General features: G+C 65.0%; 15 protein-coding genes. 7 read left to right on the top strand and 8 right to left on the bottom strand.

Features of this window, described 5'->3' with window-relative positions; translation table 11 throughout:
* Window positions 1-25: 25 nt before the first annotated feature.
* The 5 genes from ASH00_RS03830 to rhaI are packed head-to-tail and all read right to left on the bottom strand — an operon-like array spanning window position 26 to window position 6,705.
* Window positions 26-931, bottom strand: coding sequence for a PmoA family protein (locus ASH00_RS03830; protein ID WP_056545193.1), 906 nt, complete (start codon window positions 929-931; stop codon window positions 26-28).
* Window positions 924-2,033, bottom strand: coding sequence for a Gfo/Idh/MocA family protein (locus tag ASH00_RS03825; RefSeq protein WP_082565869.1), 1,110 nt, complete (start codon window positions 2,031-2,033; stop codon window positions 924-926). The genes ASH00_RS03830 and ASH00_RS03825 overlap by 8 nt, the downstream gene beginning before the upstream one ends.
* A gap of 13 nt (window positions 2,034-2,046) precedes the next feature.
* Complete coding sequence (locus tag ASH00_RS03820) at window positions 2,047-3,489, bottom strand: rhamnulokinase (RefSeq protein ID WP_056545190.1); 1,443 nt, start codon at window positions 3,487-3,489, stop codon at window positions 2,047-2,049.
* A 10-nt stretch (window positions 3,490-3,499) separates the two neighbouring features.
* Window positions 3,500-5,536 (bottom strand): bifunctional rhamnulose-1-phosphate aldolase/short-chain dehydrogenase, encoded by a 2,037-nt coding sequence (locus ASH00_RS03815; RefSeq protein ID WP_056545188.1) that lies wholly within the window; start codon window positions 5,534-5,536, stop codon window positions 3,500-3,502.
* Window positions 5,537-5,538: 2 nt separating this feature from the next.
* The gene (rhaI, locus tag ASH00_RS03810; RefSeq protein ID WP_056545186.1) at window positions 5,539-6,705 is read right to left on the bottom strand and encodes an L-rhamnose isomerase; all 1,167 of its coding nucleotides are present in this window, start codon (window positions 6,703-6,705) and stop codon (window positions 5,539-5,541) included.
* Between the two features lie 251 nt (window positions 6,706-6,956).
* Between rhaI and ASH00_RS03805 the strand changes: the two genes are divergently transcribed.
* From ASH00_RS03805 to ASH00_RS03775, 7 genes are all read left to right on the top strand, one after another.
* On the top strand, window positions 6,957-7,955 hold the full coding sequence (locus ASH00_RS03805; protein ID WP_056545183.1) for a LacI family DNA-binding transcriptional regulator: 999 nt from the start codon (window positions 6,957-6,959) through the stop codon (window positions 7,953-7,955).
* Between the two features lie 156 nt (window positions 7,956-8,111).
* A complete protein-coding gene (locus ASH00_RS03800) occupies window positions 8,112-8,453 on the top strand; it encodes an L-rhamnose mutarotase (RefSeq protein ID WP_056545181.1) in 342 nt (113 codons plus the stop codon).
* Between the two features lie 97 nt (window positions 8,454-8,550).
* Window positions 8,551-9,639, top strand: a complete 1,089-nt coding sequence (locus ASH00_RS03795) for a Gfo/Idh/MocA family protein (protein WP_056545179.1) — start codon at window positions 8,551-8,553, stop codon at window positions 9,637-9,639.
* Window positions 9,636-10,586: a hypothetical protein gene (locus tag ASH00_RS03790; protein WP_056545177.1), complete on the top strand. Its 951-nt coding sequence runs from the start codon at window positions 9,636-9,638 to the stop codon at window positions 10,584-10,586. The genes ASH00_RS03795 and ASH00_RS03790 overlap by 4 nt, the downstream gene beginning before the upstream one ends.
* Window positions 10,587-10,756: 170 nt before the next feature.
* Window positions 10,757-11,899, top strand: a complete 1,143-nt coding sequence (locus ASH00_RS03785; protein ID WP_056545175.1) for a ThuA domain-containing protein — start codon at window positions 10,757-10,759, stop codon at window positions 11,897-11,899.
* 158 nt (window positions 11,900-12,057) lie between these two features.
* The gene (locus ASH00_RS03780; protein WP_056545173.1) at window positions 12,058-12,765 is read left to right on the top strand and encodes a hypothetical protein; all 708 of its coding nucleotides are present in this window, start codon (window positions 12,058-12,060) and stop codon (window positions 12,763-12,765) included.
* Between the two features lie 204 nt (window positions 12,766-12,969).
* Entirely contained in the window at window positions 12,970-15,534 is a 2,565-nt protein-coding gene (locus ASH00_RS03775) for a rhamnogalacturonan lyase (protein WP_056545171.1), read from the top strand.
* Window positions 15,535-15,646: 112 nt separating this feature from the next.
* Here ASH00_RS03775 and ASH00_RS03770 read toward each other — a convergent pair whose 3' ends face one another.
* The 3 genes from ASH00_RS03770 to ASH00_RS03760 form a co-directional block, all read right to left on the bottom strand.
* Complete coding sequence (locus ASH00_RS03770) at window positions 15,647-16,417, bottom strand: isocitrate lyase/PEP mutase family protein (protein ID WP_056545169.1); 771 nt, start codon at window positions 16,415-16,417, stop codon at window positions 15,647-15,649.
* Window positions 16,418-16,518: 101 nt separating this feature from the next.
* On the bottom strand, window positions 16,519-17,580 hold the full coding sequence (locus tag ASH00_RS03765) for a hypothetical protein (RefSeq protein WP_056545166.1): 1,062 nt from the start codon (window positions 17,578-17,580) through the stop codon (window positions 16,519-16,521).
* Window positions 17,581-17,673: 93 nt separating this feature from the next.
* Complete coding sequence (locus ASH00_RS03760) at window positions 17,674-18,660, bottom strand: acetylxylan esterase (RefSeq protein WP_056545164.1); 987 nt, start codon at window positions 18,658-18,660, stop codon at window positions 17,674-17,676.
* Window positions 18,661-18,795 lie beyond the last annotated feature (135 nt).

The raw sequence follows: 18,795 nt of genomic DNA, 5'->3' as shown, positions 1-18,795 counted from the left end.
AGAGGGAGCAGCCGCGGCGATCCGTTCACAGGGAGGCGCCCTTCGCGATCCGCTCGACGTCGTCGCGCTCGCAGATCCGGTCCACGAAGACGTACCGGTGCTGGAGCCGCAGGGACTCCCCGGGCGCCAGCGTGATCTCCTCGTCGAAAGCGGGGGAGGGCGCCAACGCCGCAAACGGCTCGCTGCGGACAAACCACTTCAAGGGAACCGACGACGACGACGTCCCGGCGAGCGCCACGATGGTGGCACCGCCGTCGAGCTCGTCATTCTGCCCGGCGAGGGCAATCCAGGGCGCAGAGGTGCCCATCATCGTTTCACGCTCAGCACCATCCGGACCGATGATCGAACACCCGGTCCAGCTACGCGGGCCGCGCCAGAAAAACCCGGTGTACCCGGCGTTGGCGCGGCCATGGGTGGTAGGGCTGCCAAGATCAAGCGATCGCTCGGAGATGTTGGTCAACTCGGTGGTGAAGTCCAGCTGCCAGGACTGCTCCTGCACATCGACGTTGGAAAAGACGGTCTCGCGCTCCTCGGAGAGCCAGCGCTCGCCGGCGGAGTTACGCCAGGAAAGGGTCTCGCCGACCGTGATCCTGTCTTCGGCAGCGGACATCCCGGGGAACCCCTCGTGTTCGATCGAACCGAGGTTGTCCCGCCACTGGTAGTCCGTCTCCGGAGAGAACGTTGGTCCGCCCCAGAAGTTCTGCCCCGAAACATGGGACCAGGTCATCTGCAGGCCCTTGTGCCAGCGGTGATCCCAGGGCCGGAAGCCGGTGAGCGGCGCACCACTCAGGGTACGCAGCGGATGCAGGTACGGCTTCGGTGCTTCCGAGCGCGTGGCGGGCGGGATGAACACGTACGTCGCCAGGTCAACGGCGCCGCAGGAAATCACCAGCTCGCTATTGGATGGACGGCGTAGCTGCAGTTCAGGCATCGAGTGTCTCCTTCAATGTGGCGGAAGCACCGTTCATCGACCAGTAGAACGGATTATCCCGGGTCAGCTCACTGCGCTGCACCCGCTTGCCCGTGATGGCCGACTGGTACAGGCCCGCGATCAGCTCAAGCACACGCCGTCCGTCGTGCCCGGAAGCCGCGGGGCGCTCGCCGCGCTCGAGGGAGGACACGAGTTCCTCCAACTGCACAGCGTGTGAGCTGGCGAAGTTTTGCGTCGGCGCCCAGGAGCTCACAGTGTTCGCATCGACGTGCGGCGCGGGCGTCCACTTCCAGTGCGAATTGTCATACCCGTACAGGTGCTCGACCTCCACGGTGGCATGGGCGAAGTCGAAGCGCAGGTAGCTGGTCTCCCGCGGCGACAGCACGCTGTTCACAACCGAGACAATGGCGCCGCTTTCGAAGGTGGCGTGGGCAAAGGAGACGTCTTCGGTCTCAACATCACGGCCCAGGGTCGCCATGGTCGCGCTGATTTCGGTCCAGTCGCCCAGCAGGGACAGCAGCAGGTCCATCTGGTGGATGCCGTGGCCCATGGCGGGTCCACCGCCCTCGGTCTCCCATTTACCCCGCCACGCGACGTCGTAATAGGCGGCGTCCCGGTACCAGAGCGTGTGGCAGATGCCCACGAGAGGCGCCCCGAGATCCCCCGCGGCGATCTGCGCGCGGAGCGTGCGCGCCGCCGATCCGAAGCGGTGCTGGAAGACGTAGGACGCATACGGGCCCGCGGCGCCTTCGTGCTCGAGGATGGCGTCATACTCGGCCAGGGAAAGGGTCGGCGGCTTTTCGCACCAGACTGAGGCTCCGGCGTCGAGCGAGCGGATGACCGCGTCAGTGTGCGAGCCGGGCGGCGTGCACACCAGCACGAGATCCGGCTGCACCTCCTCCAGCATCGCGGCCACGGAGGTGTTGGAGGAAGGCGCGCCCCACTCTGCTGCAACTTCCCGCGCCCGGTCGCCGTCCATGTCGACGATGGCTGCGATCTCCACCCGATCGCCGAGGACGCGCAGCCCGGGAAGGTGCTGCCCCTGCGCGATGCCTCCGCCTCCAACGACGGCGGTACGGATGGGTTTGGTGCGAACTGCCACTGCGGATCCTTTGCTAGGTCAGTGCTGTTTCGGTTTGTCGTGCAGGTTCATAACGCGTGGTCTGGGCTGTGCTCCGGACGGCGGTACGGAGGTCGTCCAGCGTGGCTCCGGCACCGAGAGCTCCCGCGCCCAGTGCGCCGTCGGCACGCGCTTGAACCAGCACGTTGCCAAGGGCCGTGGCCTCCACCGGCCCGGCAAGAACGGGAAGCCCCGTGGCGTCCGCGGTGAGCTGGCACAGCAGCCGGTTCTGCGAACCGCCGCCGACAATGTGCACGACGTCGATCGGCTTACCGCTAAGTTCTGCCGCCTGCTCGAGCGTGCGTGCATACACCCGCGCGAGGCTGTCCAGGATGCAGCGAACGACGGCGGCAGGAGACTCAAGCGCTTCGCCCGCCGCGCTGCGGATGCGGTGTGGCATGTTGTCTGGCGCGATGAAGTCGTCGGAATCGGCGTCGATTCGCGGACCGCCGGTCGGCAGCTCGGCAGCCTCAGCGAGAACTTGCTCGAGGGTCACGGATCGCCCCCACTCACGCAGGCACTCCTGGAGCAGCCACAGTCCGCCGCAGTTGCGCAGGTACCGGATGGTGCCGTCAACGCCGCGTTCATTCGTGAAGTTCGCAGCGCGGCTGGTCGGGCTGAGGATCGGTTCGGACAGTTCGACGCCCACCAGCGACCAGGTGCCGGAGGAGATGTAGGCAAAGTTGTCTACTCCCGCGGGCACTGCGGCCACGGCGGATGCTGTGTCGTGGGAGCCTACGGCGATGACCGTGGTGGCGGAATTCAGCCCTGTCCGTTCGGTGATGGAGGGCAGCAGGGTGCCCAGCGTTTCCCCCGGTTCCATCAGCGTCGGGAAGATTCTCCGCGGAATGTCGACGGCATCGAGAAGGTGGCTTGAGAAGTTGCCCGTTGCGGCATCGAGCAGTCCGGTGGTTGAGGCGTTCGTGATTTCGGTCCGGCGTTCGCCGGTGAGCCAGAAGCCGAGCAGGTCCGGGATCAACAGCGCCTGGACGTTCTCAAGGGAGGGTTCAGCCGCCAGCTGGTAGACAGTGTTGAACGGCAGGAACTGGAGCCCGGTGGTTTCATACAGCTGCTCGAACGGAACGGTTTCGTGCACCCGATCGAGAACCCCAGTCGTGCGCGAGTCACGGTAACTGTGCGGCTGGGAGGCGAGAGCGCCGTCGTCGTGCACTAATCCGTAGTCCACGGCCCAGGTGTCGACGCCGATGCTCACCACCCGTTCGCCCTTTGCGTCTGTGAGTTCGCGGGCGAGGGTGAGGCCGTACAGCACCTCCTCGAAGAGGGCGTCGATGTCCCAGCGGAGGGCGCCGTCGATTTCCTGCACGCCGTTCGGGAATCGATGGATGACCTCAAGTGACGGGCCGTCGGTGCCCATTCGGCCGAGGATAACCCGGCCGGATGAGGCACCGATATCGACGGCTGCGTATACCGACTTCATGCTGAGCCGATTACCGGAGGAAGGCGGCGGCTACGCCCGCATCGACCGGAACGTGCAGCCCGGTGGTGTGGGACAGTTCGGCGGAGGTGAGGACCGCGGCCGCGTTCGCCACGTTCTCGGGCAGCACCTCGCGCTTGAGCAGGGTCCGCTGGGCGTAGTACTCGCCGAGCTTTTCTTCATCCACCCCGTAGACCGCGGCGCGCTTGGCTCCCCAGCCGCCGGCGAAGATACCGGAGCCGCGGACCACGCCGTCGGGGTTGATGCCGTTGACGCGGACGCCGTACTCGCCGAGTTCAGCGGCCAGCAGACGCACCTGATGGGCCTGGTCGGCTTTGGTGGCTGAATACGCGATGTTGTTCGGCCCGGCGAAGACAGAGTTCTTGGACGAGATGTAGATGATGTCCCCGCCCATTTCCTGGTCGATGAGGACCTGCGCGGCGGCCTTCGAGACCAGGAACGATCCCTTGGCCATCACGTTGTGCTGCAGGTCCCAGTCCTTCTCGGAGGTCTCCAGCAGCGGCTTGGAGATCGAAAGCCCGGCGTTGTTGACCACAAGGTCCAGTCCGCCGAAGGCCAGGACTGCGGCGTTGATTGCTTGCTGGACCTGCTCGGGATTGGTGACGTCGGCCTGGATGCCGATGGCGACGTCCGGTCCGCCAAGTTCCTCGGCGACCTTCTCGGCGTTTTCGAGGTTCAGGTCGGCGATAACCACGCACGCGCCCTCCGCTGCGAGGCGGGTGGCGATGGCCTTGCCGATGCCCGAGGCCGCGCCGGTTACCAGTGCGATGCGGGTGGCGTGGGACTTCGGCTTGGGCATCCGGGCGAGCTTGGCCTCTTCCAGCGCCCAGTACTCGATGCGGAACTTCTCCGACTCATCGATCGGGGCGTAGGTGGAAATCGCCTCAGCGCCGCGCATCACGTTGATGGCGTTGATGTAGAACTCACCGGCTACGCGAGCGGTCTGCTTGTTGGCACCGTAGGAAAACATTCCGACGCCGGGGATCAGCACGATTGCCGGGTCGGCTCCGCGCATGGCCGGGGAATCCTCTTGGGCGTGGCGCTCGTAGTAGGACTGGTAATCCGCGCGGTATTCCTTGTGGAGTTCCTTCAGCCGGGTGATGGAGTCCTCGACGGAGGCGTCCGCGGGCAGGTCCAGGACCAAGGGCTTGACCTTGGTGCGCAGGAAGTGGTCCGGGCAGGAAGTGCCTAGTGCCGCCAGGCGCGGATGTTCAGCTGCGCTCAAAAAGTCCAGAACGGCGTCGTCGTCGGTGAAGTGCCCCACCTGCGCGCGGTCGGTGGAGGCCAGGCCACGGATCACCGGGGCGAGGGCGGCGGCCTTCGCACGGCGCGCCTCAGACGAGAGCGCGGCGTAGCCGTCGAGGGGCTCACCGAACGCCGTTGGGTTTCCGTTCTCGGCAATGTAGCGCTCGGCGGTTTCGATCATCCACAGTGAATTGTTCTCGGCCTCGTCGGAGGTTTCACCCCACGCGGTGATGCCGTGCCCGCCGAGTATGGTGCCGACGGCCTGCGGGTTTTCGGCCTTGATTGCGGCGATGTCCAGGCCGAGCTGGAAGCCCGGACGCCGCCAGGGCACCCACACCACCTTGTCGCCGAAGATCTTTTCGGTGAGTGCTTCGCCGTCGACCGCGGTGGCGATGGCGATGCCGGAATCCGGGTGCAGGTGGTCAACGTGTGCGGCGTCGACGAGGCCGTGCATGGCGGTGTCGATGGAAGGTGCCGCGCCGCCCTTGCCGTGCAGGGTGTAATCGAACGCCGCGACCATCTCGTCCTCGCGGTCAAGGCCAGGGTAGACGTTGGTCAGGGCACGGAGACGGTCGAGGCGGAGTACGGCCAGGCCCTGTTCCTTAAGGGTGCCGAGGTCACCGCCGGAGCCCTTCACCCAGAGCAGCTCGACGTTCTCGCCGGTGACGGGGTCGGTGTCGCTGCCCTTGGCGGAGGTGTTGCCGCCGGCGTAGTTCGTGTTGCGCTTGTCCGCACCGAGCCGGTTGGAGCGGTTGATGAGGTCCTGAACGGTTTGGTTAGTCATGGTTACGCGCCCCATCCTGCCTGCTGCCCGCCCTCACGGTCAGCGTTGATGATTTCCTGGTAGCCGCTGGCCGCGTAGGCAGCCATGGGGTCCGCGGGAAGTCCGCGGGATTCACGCCACTGGGCAAGTGCCGGACGGACGTCGGTGTAGAAGGCGTCCATGAAGAGGGCGTGGGCGCCGAGCACGTCGCCTGCTTCCTGGGCCTTGGTCAGCTTGTCACGGTCGACGAGGAGCGCGCGGGCGGTCATCTCCTGCACATTGAGGACCGAGCGGATCTGGCCGGGGATCTTCTCTTCGAGGTTGTGGCACTGGTCCAGCATCAGCGCCACGTTGGCAGCCGGGTCGAGAGCGCCGCCGCGGGCCACCTCGTACATGATGCGGAACAGCTGGAACGGATCCGCTGCCCCCACGATCAGGTCATCATCCGCGTAGAAGCGCGAGTTGAAGTCGAAGGATCCGAGCTTGCCCAGGCGGATCAGCTGCGCCACGATGAATTCGATGTTGGTGCCGGGTGCGTGGTGGCCCGTGTCGAGGCAGACCATGGCCTTCTCACCGAGGGCCAGGGTGTGGGCGTAGGAAGTTCCCCAGTCAGGGACGTCGGTGTGGTAGAAAGCCGGCTCGAAGAACTTGTACTCGAGGACCATGCGCTGGTCATCACCGAGGCGCTCGTAAACCTTCTGCAGGGAATCATGCAGCCAGTCCTGGCGTGAGCGCATGTCGCCCTGGCCGGGGTAGTTGGTGCCGTCAGCCAGCCAGATCTTCAGGTCCTGTGAACCGGTGACGTTCATGACGTCGATGCACTCGTACATGTGGTCGAGGGCCTTGTTCCGCACGGCGGCGTCGCTGTGGGTCAGAGACCCGAACTTGTAGATGTCGTCCTGGAACGTGTTGCTGTTGATCGTTCCCAGCCTGACGCCGAGGCCCTGCGCGAAGTCAGAAAGCGCGCCGTAGTTTGCCACCTTGTCCCAGGGAATGTGCAAGGCAACGGAGGGCGCAAGGCCGGTCAGCTCGTTAACCTTGGCGGCGTCGGCGATCTTCTCCTGCACAGTGCGCGGAGTGCCGGGAGTCTGAAACACCTTGAAGCGGGTTCCGGAATTGCCGTAGGCCCAGGACGGCACCTCAATAGCGAGGTTCTCCAGGGTTGGCGTTATGCGGCTCAGGTCAACCATAACTACTCTCCATTTACAGCTGCCGGCTGCAAGCCCGCGCGCATCGTCGTTGTTTTGCACTGACTTTTCACTAGGCCTGAAGGAGGCGGCGGTGACGGTCAGGTAATGAATCAAATATTGAATCGATTCATTAGTACGTTTCAAAGGTATCCTTGGCGATAAGTGGTGTCAAGCATTCTCGTGAAGAGTGCACATTTTCATCCATCGCTTGTCTACAGCCCGTCACTTCCAGGAAACGAGGGTCTGCCCGGATGGTCAGTATCAAAGACGTTGCCGACCAGGCGCAGGTTGCCGTGGGCACAGTATCGAACGTGCTCAACAACCCGGACCGCGTAGCTGAAAAGACCCGCGAGCGGGTGCTCAGCGTCATCTCGGAACTGGGCTTCGTGCGCAATGATGCCGCTCGCCAGCTCCGTGCCGGGCTCAGCCGCACCATTGGGCTCATCGTCCTCGACGTCAGTAATCCGTTCTTCTCTTCGCTGGCGCGCGCCGCCGAAGACCGGGCGGCGGAGTCGGACAGCACCGTGCTGCTGGGGGACAGTGGGCATGACGCCGGCCGCGAAAGCCGCTATCTCGATGTGTTCGAGCAGCAGCGGGTCAAGGGTGTTCTGATTTCGCCGGTAGGTAACGTCGATTCCCGGCTCGAACAGCTGCGCGCTCACGGCGTGCCCGTGGTTTTGGTGGACCGGGTGGACCCGCAGCGCCGGGTCAGTTCAGTGTCAGTGGATGATGTCGCCGGCGGTTACATGGCGGTGAAGCACATGCTCTCGCGCGGGCGGCGGCGCATCGCGTTCATCGGAGCGTCCACCGACATCCAGCAGGTTGCGGACCGCCTGACCGGAGCGCAGCAGGCTGTGGAGGAGTACCCGGATGCCGAGCTCGAGGTGGTGGAAGCCGCCGCGATGACCGTGCTGGCGGGGCGTGCGGCCGGTGAACTCCTTGCGGAGCGCGGCAGGGAAGGCCTGCCGGACGGCATTTTCTGCGCCAACGATCTGCTGGCCATCGGCGTGATGCAGGCTGTGCTGCTCATCCGCGGGTTGCGGATTCCGGAGGACCTCGCGCTGATCGGCTACGACGACATCGATTTCGCCCAGTCCGCGGTTGTTCCGCTGTCCACAGTGCGGCGGCCAACGGAGCTGATGGGGCGCACCGCCGTCGAACTGTTGCTTGAGGCGATTGACCGGACTTCACCCGAGAGCCGCCAGGTCATCTTCCAGCCGGAGCTGGTCAGCCGGGGGAGCACTCTCTAGCCCGTCGCATTCTTGGGAACTTTTGCGCAGCTCCGGCGAGTCCGACGCCGATTTGAGTCACCGTAGGTGCGCAAAAGTTGCGGGCAGGCGAGCTCCCTGGCAAGTCGCAGTGGTAGCATCCATGAAACGATTCATACCCGCTCGACGAGGAGAACTATGGAACGCGTCTGCTTCCAGTTGCAGGTGAAGCCCGACCGCCTTGAGGAGTACAAGGAGCGCCATGCCGCCGTCTGGCCGGACATGCTCCGCGCCCTCAAGGACACCGGCTGGAACAACTACTCGCTCTTCCTCCGGCCGGATGGCCTCCTGATCGGGTACGTCGAGTCGGATGACCTCGCCGCAGCCCAGAGCGCTATGGCCGAGACCGACGTCAATGCCCGCTGGCAGGCCGAGATGGGCGAGTTCTTCGTGGAGCTCGACGGCCGGCCGGACGAAGGATTTGTGCGGATCGAGGAGGTCTTTCACCTCGAGGACCAGCTCGACGCCCACGCCGAATGATCATCAGCCCGCAAAGTAGCCGGAAAATGGCAGGTTCGCCGGGAAGACCCCACGAACGTGCCACGCACCGGCGATCCTGACTCGAAAGGTCCCTCCAATGACCCGTACCCTCCGCGCCGCCATCCTCGGCACCGGCGCCGTGGCGCACCTCCATGCCGAGGCGCTTGCCGCGATCGACGGCGTCACCGCGGTTGCCTCAGCCGACCCCAGCGAGGAGCGGGTCCGTGACTTCAACGCCCGGCACGGAATCGCAGCCGGGTACGGCACCCTGGAGGAGCTGTTGGCCAAGGAGGCTGTCGACGTCGTGCATATTTGCACTCCGCCGGCGGGACATGCGGAACAGACAAAAGCAGCGTTCGACGCCGGTGCTCACGTCATCGCCGAAAAGCCGCCTGCGCTTTCCCTCGCCGAGGTGGACACCATGCGATCGCACGCCGTGGCGGCAGACCGCAAGCTGGCCGTCGTCTTTCAGCAGCGAACCGGCACGGCCGCCACTCACGTCCGGAACCTGCTGCAGTCGGGTGAACTGGGCAGGCCGCTGACCGCTGTCTGCCACACGCACTGGTACCGCGGTCCGGAGTACTTCGACGTGCCGTGGCGCGGAACGTGGGAGACCGAGGGTGGCGGCACCACGCTGAGCCACGGCATTCACCAGATCGACCTGCTCTCCTACCTGCTCGGCGAGTGGAGCTCGGTGTCCGGCCAGCTGTTCCGGCTTGACCGGGAGGTGGAGACCGAGGACACCTCGTGCGGCGTCGTCGTCTTCGAGAGCGGCGCCGTCGCGTCGGTTCTGAGCACTGTGCTCGCGCCGCGGGAGTCGAGCCTGATCCGCATCGACACGGAGCACGCCACCATCGAGCTCGAGCACCTCTATGGCCACAACCACGCGAGCTGGAAGCTGACGCCGGCCCGTCACATCAGTGCGGAACGGGCGGCGTCGTGGGCGCTGCCGTCGAATGAGGTGCCGAGCGGGCACGATGTGCTCCTGTCCGAGGTCTACGAATCACTGCTTGCCGGGGCCGATGTTCCGCCGGTCGCCGCTGATCCTGCACGTGCTATCGAGATTGTTGCTGCCCTCTACGCATCGGCCGGGCGGGGTGCTCCCGTAACCCGCGGGGAACTCGCTGCGCCAGACTTTCGCGGGAGCATGCGCGCTCCCGTAACGGATCTGCGTCCCGGTCGGTGAGCGCACCGCTGCTCGCCGACCCGCTCGGCGGGCCGACTGATCCGTCGGTCATCCGCAACGAGCAGACCGGACAGTGGTGGATGTTTTACACCCAGCGGCGCCCCGCCGATTCGGGCGCGGGCGTCGAGTGGGTGCACGGCAGCCGGATTGGCACGGCCGTATCCGACGACGGCGCGCGCTGGCTCTACCGCGGTGTGGTCGACGGTCTCGACCCGGCTGGGGAGCCCGGCCCGAACACCCACTGGGCGCCCGAGGTCGCGTGGGACGGAACCCGCTACCACATGTACCTCACGTGGATTCGGGGCGTGCCTTCCACCTGGGTCGGCCATGAGCGGCGCATTGTGCATCTGGTCAGCGACGACCTCGAGCACTGGAAGCACCGGGGCTTCCTTGAGCTGAGTTCGAACTACGTGATCGATGCGGCCATCGCCCGGACCGCCGACGGTCTCCTGCGCCTCTGGTACAAGGATGAGGCGGAAGCATCCACTACCTACGCCGCTGTCAGTCCCGACTGGGACAACTGGTCCGTCGAAGGGCAGGTCATCGGTGGTGCGCCCCATGAGGGCCCGAACGTCTTCGAGCTGGGCGGGTTCTTCTGGATGATCGTGGACGAGTGGCGCGGCCAGCGCGTCTACCGTTCGGATGACGGTCTTTCCTGGTCGGTGCAGGGCTTGATCCTCGATTCGGCCGGCGTGCATCCGGAGGATAGGCAGGTAGGCAGGCATGCCGACGTCGTTGTTTGCGGTGTTGAAGCCGTTGCGTTCTACTTCACCCACCCGGAATGGGACGGAAGCAACGACGTCGAACTGCAGGCAGACGCGCTGCGCCGGTCGGAGGTGCATCAGGCGCGGCTGTGGGTTGCGGCCGGCGTGCTGCTGTGTGACCGTGATGCGCCGGTAATCGCGTTGGGCCGACGCATGCCGGAAAGAAATATGCGGGACAAATAGCGCCAGAGGGTAGCTTTCCGGCGTAACAGGCGATTTACTGGCATTAAGTTGTTCGAATCAACAATCTCCGAGACCGTTCATGGTGAGGTAGGTGTTGAACCGGCAGCTGATCCTGGTGCCCGTCCCCAGTGTTTCGGCGACTTAGGGCACAGCCACAACAAAGGAGCGCAATGAAGCGATACACCAGTAAGGCAGCCCTCGGAATACTTGGAGCGGCACTCGTTGTGCCGGCCCTGGCAACGGCTCCGGCGCAAGCCGAGTCCGCGCCGGTCCAGACCGAGGTGACTGAGGACTACGACGTCCTCGTTGTCGGCAAAACCACGGGCTTTCGTCACAGCAGCATCGATGAGGCGACTACGGCGATTATGGCCCTCGGCGACGCCAACGGTTTCAGCGTCGACGTCTGGGATCCGCCAACCTCGCCGAGAAACCAGGGGCAGCCTGACCGCACGCTGCCAAGCACACCGTTCACCAGCGCATCGGACCTTGCAAAGTACGAGACCATCGTCTTCGTTTCCACCGTCGATGGCACCAACAGCCTCAACCCTGCGACACCGACGCTGCTCGACGAGGGTGAACTGGAGGCGTTCCAGGGTTACATCCGCTCCGGCGGTGGCTTTGCCGGCGTCCATGCGGCAACGGATTCCATGCACACCGTTCCCTGGTACAGCGAACTCACCGGCGGGGGTGCGCGGTTTGTCAGCCATCCTGCCCAGCAAACAGCCGTTCAGGTAGTGGAAGACGGCACTCATCCTTCGACCGAGCACCTGTCAGGAACCTGGACGCGCTTCGACGAGTGGTACAACTTCAACCAGAGCCCCCGCGATGCCGTCCGTGTCCTCACCAACCTCGACGAAACCACGTACAACCCGGGCGGTAACGCCATGGGTTCCGACCACCCGCTGTCCTGGTGCCATAACTTTGAGTCCGCCCGCTCCTGGTACACCGGTGGCGGTCACACTGAGGCATCGTACGTTGACCCGGTCTTCCTCGAGCACCTGCTGGGCGGCATTGCCTGGTCAGCCGGAGCGGTGAACGGCGGCGGTGACTGTGTCACCTGGAATGAGGTCGAAACAACGACGGCGGACCTGCTCGCTGAAGGAGCTATTTCATCGAAGGCGGCAACCCAGATTGGAAAGCAGCTGGACAAGGCGCGGGCACTCGCCGAGGCCGGTTCGCATGACGATGCTGCGGAGAAGCTCAACGCGGCTGCCGCCCAGGTTAGGGCGCACGTCAACCGTGGCTCAGACGCCCACAGCTTGCTGCTCGGCAAGGTGCAGGACCTGCAGGTTTGGCAGAGCGAGTTGAAGTAACCCCGGCTTCCGCCGCGCTGGCCGCTGCGTAACGCGCCAGTTCGGCGGCATCGCCGATTATCCTCACGCAGCATGGCCGGAACTGGTTGCGCAGCATAGCCGCGCAACCAGTTCTGGCCGCACGTCGCTCATTCAACGTCGGAAGGTCATCGATCCTCTTGAGAAATTCACTCCGTCGCTCCCGCAAGGCGCGGGTCCTTACCGTCGCCGCCGCGGCCTCGGTCCTGATAGCCGTTACCGTTGTGCTCACCGTTGCACTTGCCGCAGGAGGTGCCGGTCCTTCTGAAGCCGGTCCTTCTGAAGCCGCTTCGCCCGAAGCCGGTTCCATCGAAGCGATAGCTGAACAGTTGGCCGCGGGGCAGGAGCGCGAAGGGGCTGAGCTCAATGCCGATCTGGCCGAAGCAGCCGAAGAAGCGCAGGGGCGGATGGCGCAGGTGCTGCAGGAACTCGCTGCCGCTGTACCGGTGCAGGAGGGCGAGGGTCCGGCCCCAGCCAGTGTCAGTGACGTGGACCGGTGGAACCACGAGCTGGTCCTTGCCGTGTCTGCATTGGAAACCGTCGACGAAGGAACATCTGAACAGACGGTTGCGCGGGAGGCCTTCATCGGCGCCGCGCAGTTGCTCCTGTCGACGGCGGCTGGATACGAGCACCTTCTGGCAGCGCCCGACGACGAGCAGACTGTGCTTGCAAGCACAGTGGCTGAGCGACGCGACGCGGCCGTACGCCTATGGCAAGCCGGGGCAGCGCAGCTCGATACCCTCGCCGTAGAGTCAGGCGGCTCGCACGTACACCTTTTCCTGGCTCCGGATGGTGACCCCGACGCGGTCCCGTTGGAGTTCCGGGAGCCCGAAGAGCCAGAGGAGTAGTCGCCTAACCACGCGGAGCTAATCCGCTCGTAAGCACACGGATGCGGGACGCAGGTCCGGTCGAATTTCGGGCCGTCAGCGGATTGAAACCAGATTGCCGCCCGGCGAACGGGAACCCCAGCACATCGACCTTGGAAAAACCTTGACCGGTCGCGAACCTTCGCCTAGCGTTGAGAAAGCGTTTTCCGTTGAAAGGATTCAAAGATGAACCCGCGCTTTCGCGTCATCCCAATACCAGCAACGCTGGCACTCAGTGCAGCCCTGATCGCCGGAGGTGGCGGCCTTCCCGCCGCTGCTGCTCCGGCCCCCGATGCCCAGATCGGCATTCAGCTCGAACACCTGGACCGCGGCCTCGTCGCGGCAGCAACCTCGGAGGGAACCTTCCTCAGCTGGCGCCTCCTCACCACCGAAGTCACCGGCTCAAACGAGACCGGCCAGACCGGCTCGGACTTTGCCGTCTACCGCAACGGCGAGAAGATCGCCACGGTCACCGACAGCACCAACTACCTCGACCCCGACGCGACGGAATGGGCCACCTATCAGGTTGCCGCCGTCGTCGGCGGTGTGGAACTGCAGCGCAGTGAAGAAGTGGCCCCCTGGGCACAGGGCTACACCGATATCCCGCTGCAGAAGCCGGCCGACGGCGTAACCCCCGCCGGTGAAAGCTACACCTACTCCGCGAATGACATGAGCCTTGGCGACGCGGACGGCGACGGCGACTACGAGTACGTAGTCAAGTGGGATCCCTCGAACTCGAAGGATGTCTCGCAGGTCGGGTACACCGGCAACACCTACATCGACACGTACACCATGGACGGAACGCTGCTCCATCGCATCAACCTCGGTGTCAACATCCGCTCCGGCGCCCATTACACGCAGTTCATGGTCTACGACTTCGACGGCGATGGCCGCACCGAGATGATGATGAAGACCGCGCCGGGCACCTCAGTCACGCAGTACACGGACGGTGTAGCCGGCGAGCCTGAGTACATCACGATGCCGGCCGATGACATCGCCGCCGGTTACAGCAACACCGACGATTACCGGAAGAGCGCGGCCGACTACTACGAGCACGTCGTGGACATGTTCGCCACCTGGCACGAGCACCCCGAGGTGGTCGCGGGCAACTGGCCCGCCACACTCGAGGAAGCGTTCGGCATCGAACAGCGCTACGAGTACCCGCTCTCCGACGCGGATGCGCGCGCCATGGCGGACTACTTCATGGATGTCTACGCGCCCAGCCGCAGCGGCAGGAACAACCTCCGCGCCTTCGAGGGCTTCATCCTCAGCGGCCCTGAATACCTGACCGTGTTCGACGGCGCCACTGGAGACGAGCTTCAGACAGTGGACTACGAGCCGGGCCGGCACGACGACGGTCTCATGTGGGGCGATTACGCTATGTCCCGCATCGAGCCGGGCAACCGTGTGGACCGCTTCCTCGCGGGCGTCGCCTACCTGGATGGCCAACGCCCGTCAGCCATTTTCGCCCGCGGCTACTACACCCGCTCCACCATCGCCGCCTACAACTGGGACGGCACGAACCTTTCCAAGGTCTGGAACGTGGACAGCGGCTGGACGCCGATGACAAACCCGTTCAATGACGGCCCGCACGGCCGCCTCGGCACCGACCCCGAGTTCGGTTCCATCACCACGCAGGGCTTCCACTCGCTCAGCGCCGCGGATGTGGACGGCGACGGCAAGCAGGAGATCGTCTACGGCTCAGCAACAATCGACGACGACGGCTCCCTCCTTTACAGCTCGTTCGACACCATGCCGGAAGGCAGTGCAACGCCGGGCGCCGAGGCCGGCCTCGGTCACGGAGACGCGATGCACGTGACGGACATCGACCCGAACCGCCCCGGTCAGGAGATCTGGACGGTCCATGAGGGCGGACGGTTCGCCCCGTACGGTTCCGCCATGCGTGACGCCGCAACGGGCGAAGTGCTGTTCGGTGCGTACTCCGGCAAAGACACTGGCCGCGGCATGATCGGTGACGTGCGTTCCGATGTCGATGGCATTGAGGTCTGGGCGAGTATGCCGGGTGGCAGTGATGGCTCGGGTCTGCTGAGCTCCGACGGCGAGCAGCTGGAAGCCCGCACCCCCGGCACCAACATGAGCATCAAGTGGGCCGCCGACATGACCACCCAGATTGTGAACCGTTCCGGCGACGGATCACCCACCATTGACGATTGGACCCGCGGAACGCTGCTGAACGCGGAGGGCACCCTGACCAACAACGGCACCAAGGGCAACCCGGCGCTTGTGGCGGATGCTTTCGGTGACTGGCGTGAGGAACTGTTTGTCCGCACGACCGACAGCTCCGCCATCCGCGTGTTCCTCAGCACCGAGGTCACCGGCCACAAGCTCACCACTCCCATGCATGATCCCCAGTACCGGGCGGAGGTTGCGCGCCAGAACACCACCTACAACCAGCCCTCCTACACGAGCTACTACTTCGCCTCGGACATGGACTTCGCGAATGTTCCCGTGCCGGATGCCTGGACTCCGGGTCTCATCGGGTACCTGCAGGCCACGCTTGAGTCGTTCATCGAGAGCGGGGATGTTGCGGGACCGGTCGCGAAGCAGCTCCAGGCCTCGCTGGCCCAGGCGCAGGAGGGTGTCGAGCAGGGCAACACGGCCAACGTCGGGAAGGCAATGGATCGCTTCGAGAAGTTTCTGAACCAGGGCAAGAAGCCCGACGTCGTTTCAGATTCGGCTCGCGCCGTCCTTGAGAACGGGGTGCAGACGGTGCTTGGAATGGTGAGGTAAGCCAGGGCCAGGTTCCCGGAACTTTCGGGCAGATAAGGCGGGTTCAGCGCAGCTGAACCCGCCTTATCTGCGCAAGACTTCCGTTCTCCAACGGTAGTCTCCCGCCGTTTCTTCAGTTGAGCGCGGGAGTGTCCGTCGGAATGACCCCGTTCGCATAGAGATCCGCCGCGATATCCTGCAGCGCCCGCAAGGCCACGCGTTGCGTGAGCGGTCCGTAGGAGATTCTGGCTACGCCCAGTGACTCGTACTCGCCCGCCGGCAGCGCCCCCGGCAGGCCGATGACGCTGAGCTTGCGCTCTCCGAGACCGGCGACGAGACGTTCTGTCGACTCCTGATCCAGGACACCCGGTACAAACACGAGGCTCGCGCCGGCGTCGAGGAAGGCTTTGCCCCGCTCGATCGCATCGTCGAGGCTGTCCGAAAGGGGGCGATCACCGCCGCGCACAATCGCGTCTGTGCGGGCATTCAGCTGGAAAGCTATACCTTCCTGCTCCGCAACCCGCACGATGGCCTCCACGTTCGCGACTGCCTCGGCCAGCGGAACCAGCCGGTCCTCAACGTTCGCGCCGACGACGCCGACTCCGATCGCTTGGCGGACCGACTCGCCTGGGTCTCCGAAACCCGCGTCCAGATCGGCGGTGACAGGCAGGTCAGTCGCTTGCACGATCCGAGCCAAGGCAGACAGCGCAAGATCGAAAGGCATGGTGCCATCCGCAAATCCGTGACTTGCCGCGATCGAGTGCCCGGCGGTAGCGATCGCGCGCGTTCCGGGCAGGTCAGCAACGGCTCGGGTGCTAATGGCGTCCCAGACGTTGACGACACGGAGAATTTCGGGGGCTTCGTGCAGGGCCTTCAGCGAACTGGCCTTCTCAGAGGTTGTCATGATTGTGACTCTACTTGAGCGGCCGCGCCCTCACTGTTGGCGGTAGCCAAAGAGCGCGATGGCTTGCGGTGCGTGAGATGCCGAAGTGAACCTTGGCACCGTCAGACGTCGTTACGGGTGAACGCAGCGGCCCGGACTACGTCGTCGCTCTCCAGCCCCGCGCCCAGCGCTCCGCCCACGGTCGCCAGGGCTGCGGTGAGCAGGCTCAGCTGCGCGTACTCCGCCAGTCCCACAGACTCACCGACGACGGCGGCGAACACTCCCGCGTCGACCAGCAGCACCGCTGCCAGGAAAGACAGGACAAAAAGGGCCCCGAAGAAGGTCACCACACCGATCACTACGGTCGCCGTCGTCGCCAGATTGAACAGGGTGACCTGCTCCCGCTCGACCCTCCGGCGTGGACGCTCCCATAGGTCCGCGCCGATCATCAGGGTGAGCGTGACGGCACCGACCGCGAGCACGGTCAGCAGGATCAGACGAAGCGGACCGTAGGCGGTGGCCAGCAGCCAGAGGTCGCTCGTCGCGAGGGTCACCACGCCGGCGGCCGCCGCAGCCGTCAGCGCACGCGACAGGGTAACCGCAAGCCGCCACGGCCTATTCGCGAGGATCAGCCCGAGCAGCACGCGGGCGTTGCCAGCGACCACCCGGCCGGTGAACTGGAGCGGGTTTTCGTCCGCATGATCTGGGAGGTCGTCAGCCATCTCGCGTGCGCGGCGGGCGCGGTCTTCCGCTTCGTCGTCGTCGTCCCAGCCGGCCAGCGGGCCCACCAGCCGGGCCACCGCCGTCGTCATGGATTCCCTGCGGCCCACCGCACGGAGCGCCGGCAGCGCCACCAGCCCCACCCTGTGGACAGGGCTGATTTGGGTGAGCACCGGCTTCCGTCCGCTGCGGAGCGCGAGATCACTGACGACGACGGCGAGATCCCAGTCTTCGTCCAGCAGCCGGTCGCGGGCGGTTTCCAGCAGCTCCGACGGCGCGCGTCCGTCGAGGGTTTCGACCATCATTGACACGCGCCACCCAACGCCCGGGTATGACTCGCGGAGCAGGCGGGGCAGCGCATCAGTCATATCCTGAAGCGAAGCCGGGTCAAGCGAGGGGGGAATGACGACGCCGAGCGTCAGCTCAGGAACATCGCCGGGCTGCGGCGGGGGAGTATCAGGCACCGCTCAATGATCCACGTTTCGGAAGTTTCGTGCAGCTTTGGCGAGCTGGAGCGCATCCGAACCCGCCATATCTGCGCAAAACTTCCCAGGGGGTTAGGCCAAAGCGAACATCTCGCGCTGAAACCGGATGTGCTCGGCGGCCTGGACCGCGCCGCCGTTCTCATGCCCGTTGTAGGGGAAAACGTTCATGGACTTCGGTCCGGCGTAGGAGTTGTAGGCAGCGTAGACGCAGGACGGCGGGCAGACGTCGTCGAGCAGTCCTACCGAGAAGAGCGCCGGCATGGTGGCGCGGGCGGCGAAGTTGACGCCGTCGAAGTAACCCAGAGTGTTGAAGACTTCGTCCTCGCGCCCGCGCTGGATGCCGAGATAGCGCACCAGCTCGCTGTACGGAGCGGTGTTCACGATCTCCGTTGCACGCCGGACGTGGGAAAGGAACGGCACGTCCACGATCGCGCCCAGCGGTGCATGCTCCAGGAAGGTGGGGGACAGGGCGGCGGAGGCCAATGCAATCGCCCCGCCCTGGCTCCCGCCGGAGATCAGCACCCGCGAAGGATCAACGAACGGGTGCGCCTGCGCCGCTTCGACCGCTCGCACCGCATCGGTGAACAGGCGCCGGTAGTAATAGGTCTCAGGTGAGTCAATACCCAGCGTCAGGTGCCCGCCGAAATGGGGCCCGCCCACACCGGGGTCGGGAGTGTCTCCACTGCGGTGACCGGCACCCTGCCCGCGAAGATCCATAACAAAGTGCGCGACGCCGGTGCTTGGGATGGCAGTCCACTCACCGAGCAGACTCCTGCCGCCGCCATAACCGATATACGTGACGACGGTGGGCAGCGGACCGGAGGCCGAGCGCGGCCGGAGCATCCACCCCTTGATGGGGTGCCCGCCGTAGCCCGCGAAGGTGACATCCTCAGTGACCAGTTCTGAATAACCGGCGTCCACCTCGTCGAAACGGGCATCGAGTGAGAAGGCCGCCGTCTCCGCGAGGGTCTTCTCCCAGAACGCGTCAAAGTCAGCGGGTTCAGTGCGATCCGGTGCGTACTGCTCGAGCTCGCGGAGGGGGAGGTCAAACTGTGGCATCTGAAGGATTCCTTCGCTCATTGTGTCTCGGAAGTATCACAGCTCACATTATTCTAGGAGTAGGCCTTGCGCATTGAGACGATTCAATTTACTCTCGATGGAGAGCGCTTTCCCGTGATGTACACCACTGTACCA

It is taken from the genome of Arthrobacter sp. Soil782 (genome assembly GCF_001428435.1).
In the GTDB taxonomy this organism is placed as follows: Bacteria; Actinomycetota; Actinomycetes; order Actinomycetales; family Micrococcaceae; genus Arthrobacter_D; species Arthrobacter_D parietis.
Note: the sequence above shows the minus strand (reverse complement) of the source record. Positions and strands in the feature narration are given on the sequence as shown.

What these genes read in the sequence shown, in the direction of transcription:
- ASH00_RS03795 (WP_056545179.1), top strand. Translation starts at nt 8,551, where the DNA reads ATGACCCGTACCCTCCGCGCCGCCATCCTCGGCACCGGCGCCGTGGCG.
- ASH00_RS03760 (WP_056545164.1), bottom strand. Translation starts at nt 18,660, where the DNA reads ATGCCACAGTTTGACCTCCCCCTCCGCGAGCTCGAGCAGTACGCACCG.
- ASH00_RS03830 (WP_056545193.1), bottom strand. Translation starts at nt 931, where the DNA reads ATGCCTGAACTGCAGCTACGCCGTCCATCCAATAGCGAGCTGGTGATT.
- ASH00_RS03785 (WP_056545175.1), top strand. Translation starts at nt 10,757, where the DNA reads ATGAAGCGATACACCAGTAAGGCAGCCCTCGGAATACTTGGAGCGGCA.
- ASH00_RS03770 (WP_056545169.1), bottom strand. Translation starts at nt 16,417, where the DNA reads ATGACAACCTCTGAGAAGGCCAGTTCGCTGAAGGCCCTGCACGAAGCC.
- ASH00_RS03805 (WP_056545183.1), top strand. Translation starts at nt 6,957, where the DNA reads ATGGTCAGTATCAAAGACGTTGCCGACCAGGCGCAGGTTGCCGTGGGC.
- ASH00_RS03815 (WP_056545188.1), bottom strand. Translation starts at nt 5,536, where the DNA reads ATGACTAACCAAACCGTTCAGGACCTCATCAACCGCTCCAACCGGCTC.
- ASH00_RS03775 (WP_056545171.1), top strand. Translation starts at nt 12,970, where the DNA reads ATGAACCCGCGCTTTCGCGTCATCCCAATACCAGCAACGCTGGCACTC.
- ASH00_RS03820 (WP_056545190.1), bottom strand. Translation starts at nt 3,489, where the DNA reads ATGAAGTCGGTATACGCAGCCGTCGATATCGGTGCCTCATCCGGCCGG.
- ASH00_RS03800 (WP_056545181.1), top strand. Translation starts at nt 8,112, where the DNA reads ATGGAACGCGTCTGCTTCCAGTTGCAGGTGAAGCCCGACCGCCTTGAG.
- rhaI (WP_056545186.1), bottom strand. Translation starts at nt 6,705, where the DNA reads ATGGTTGACCTGAGCCGCATAACGCCAACCCTGGAGAACCTCGCTATT.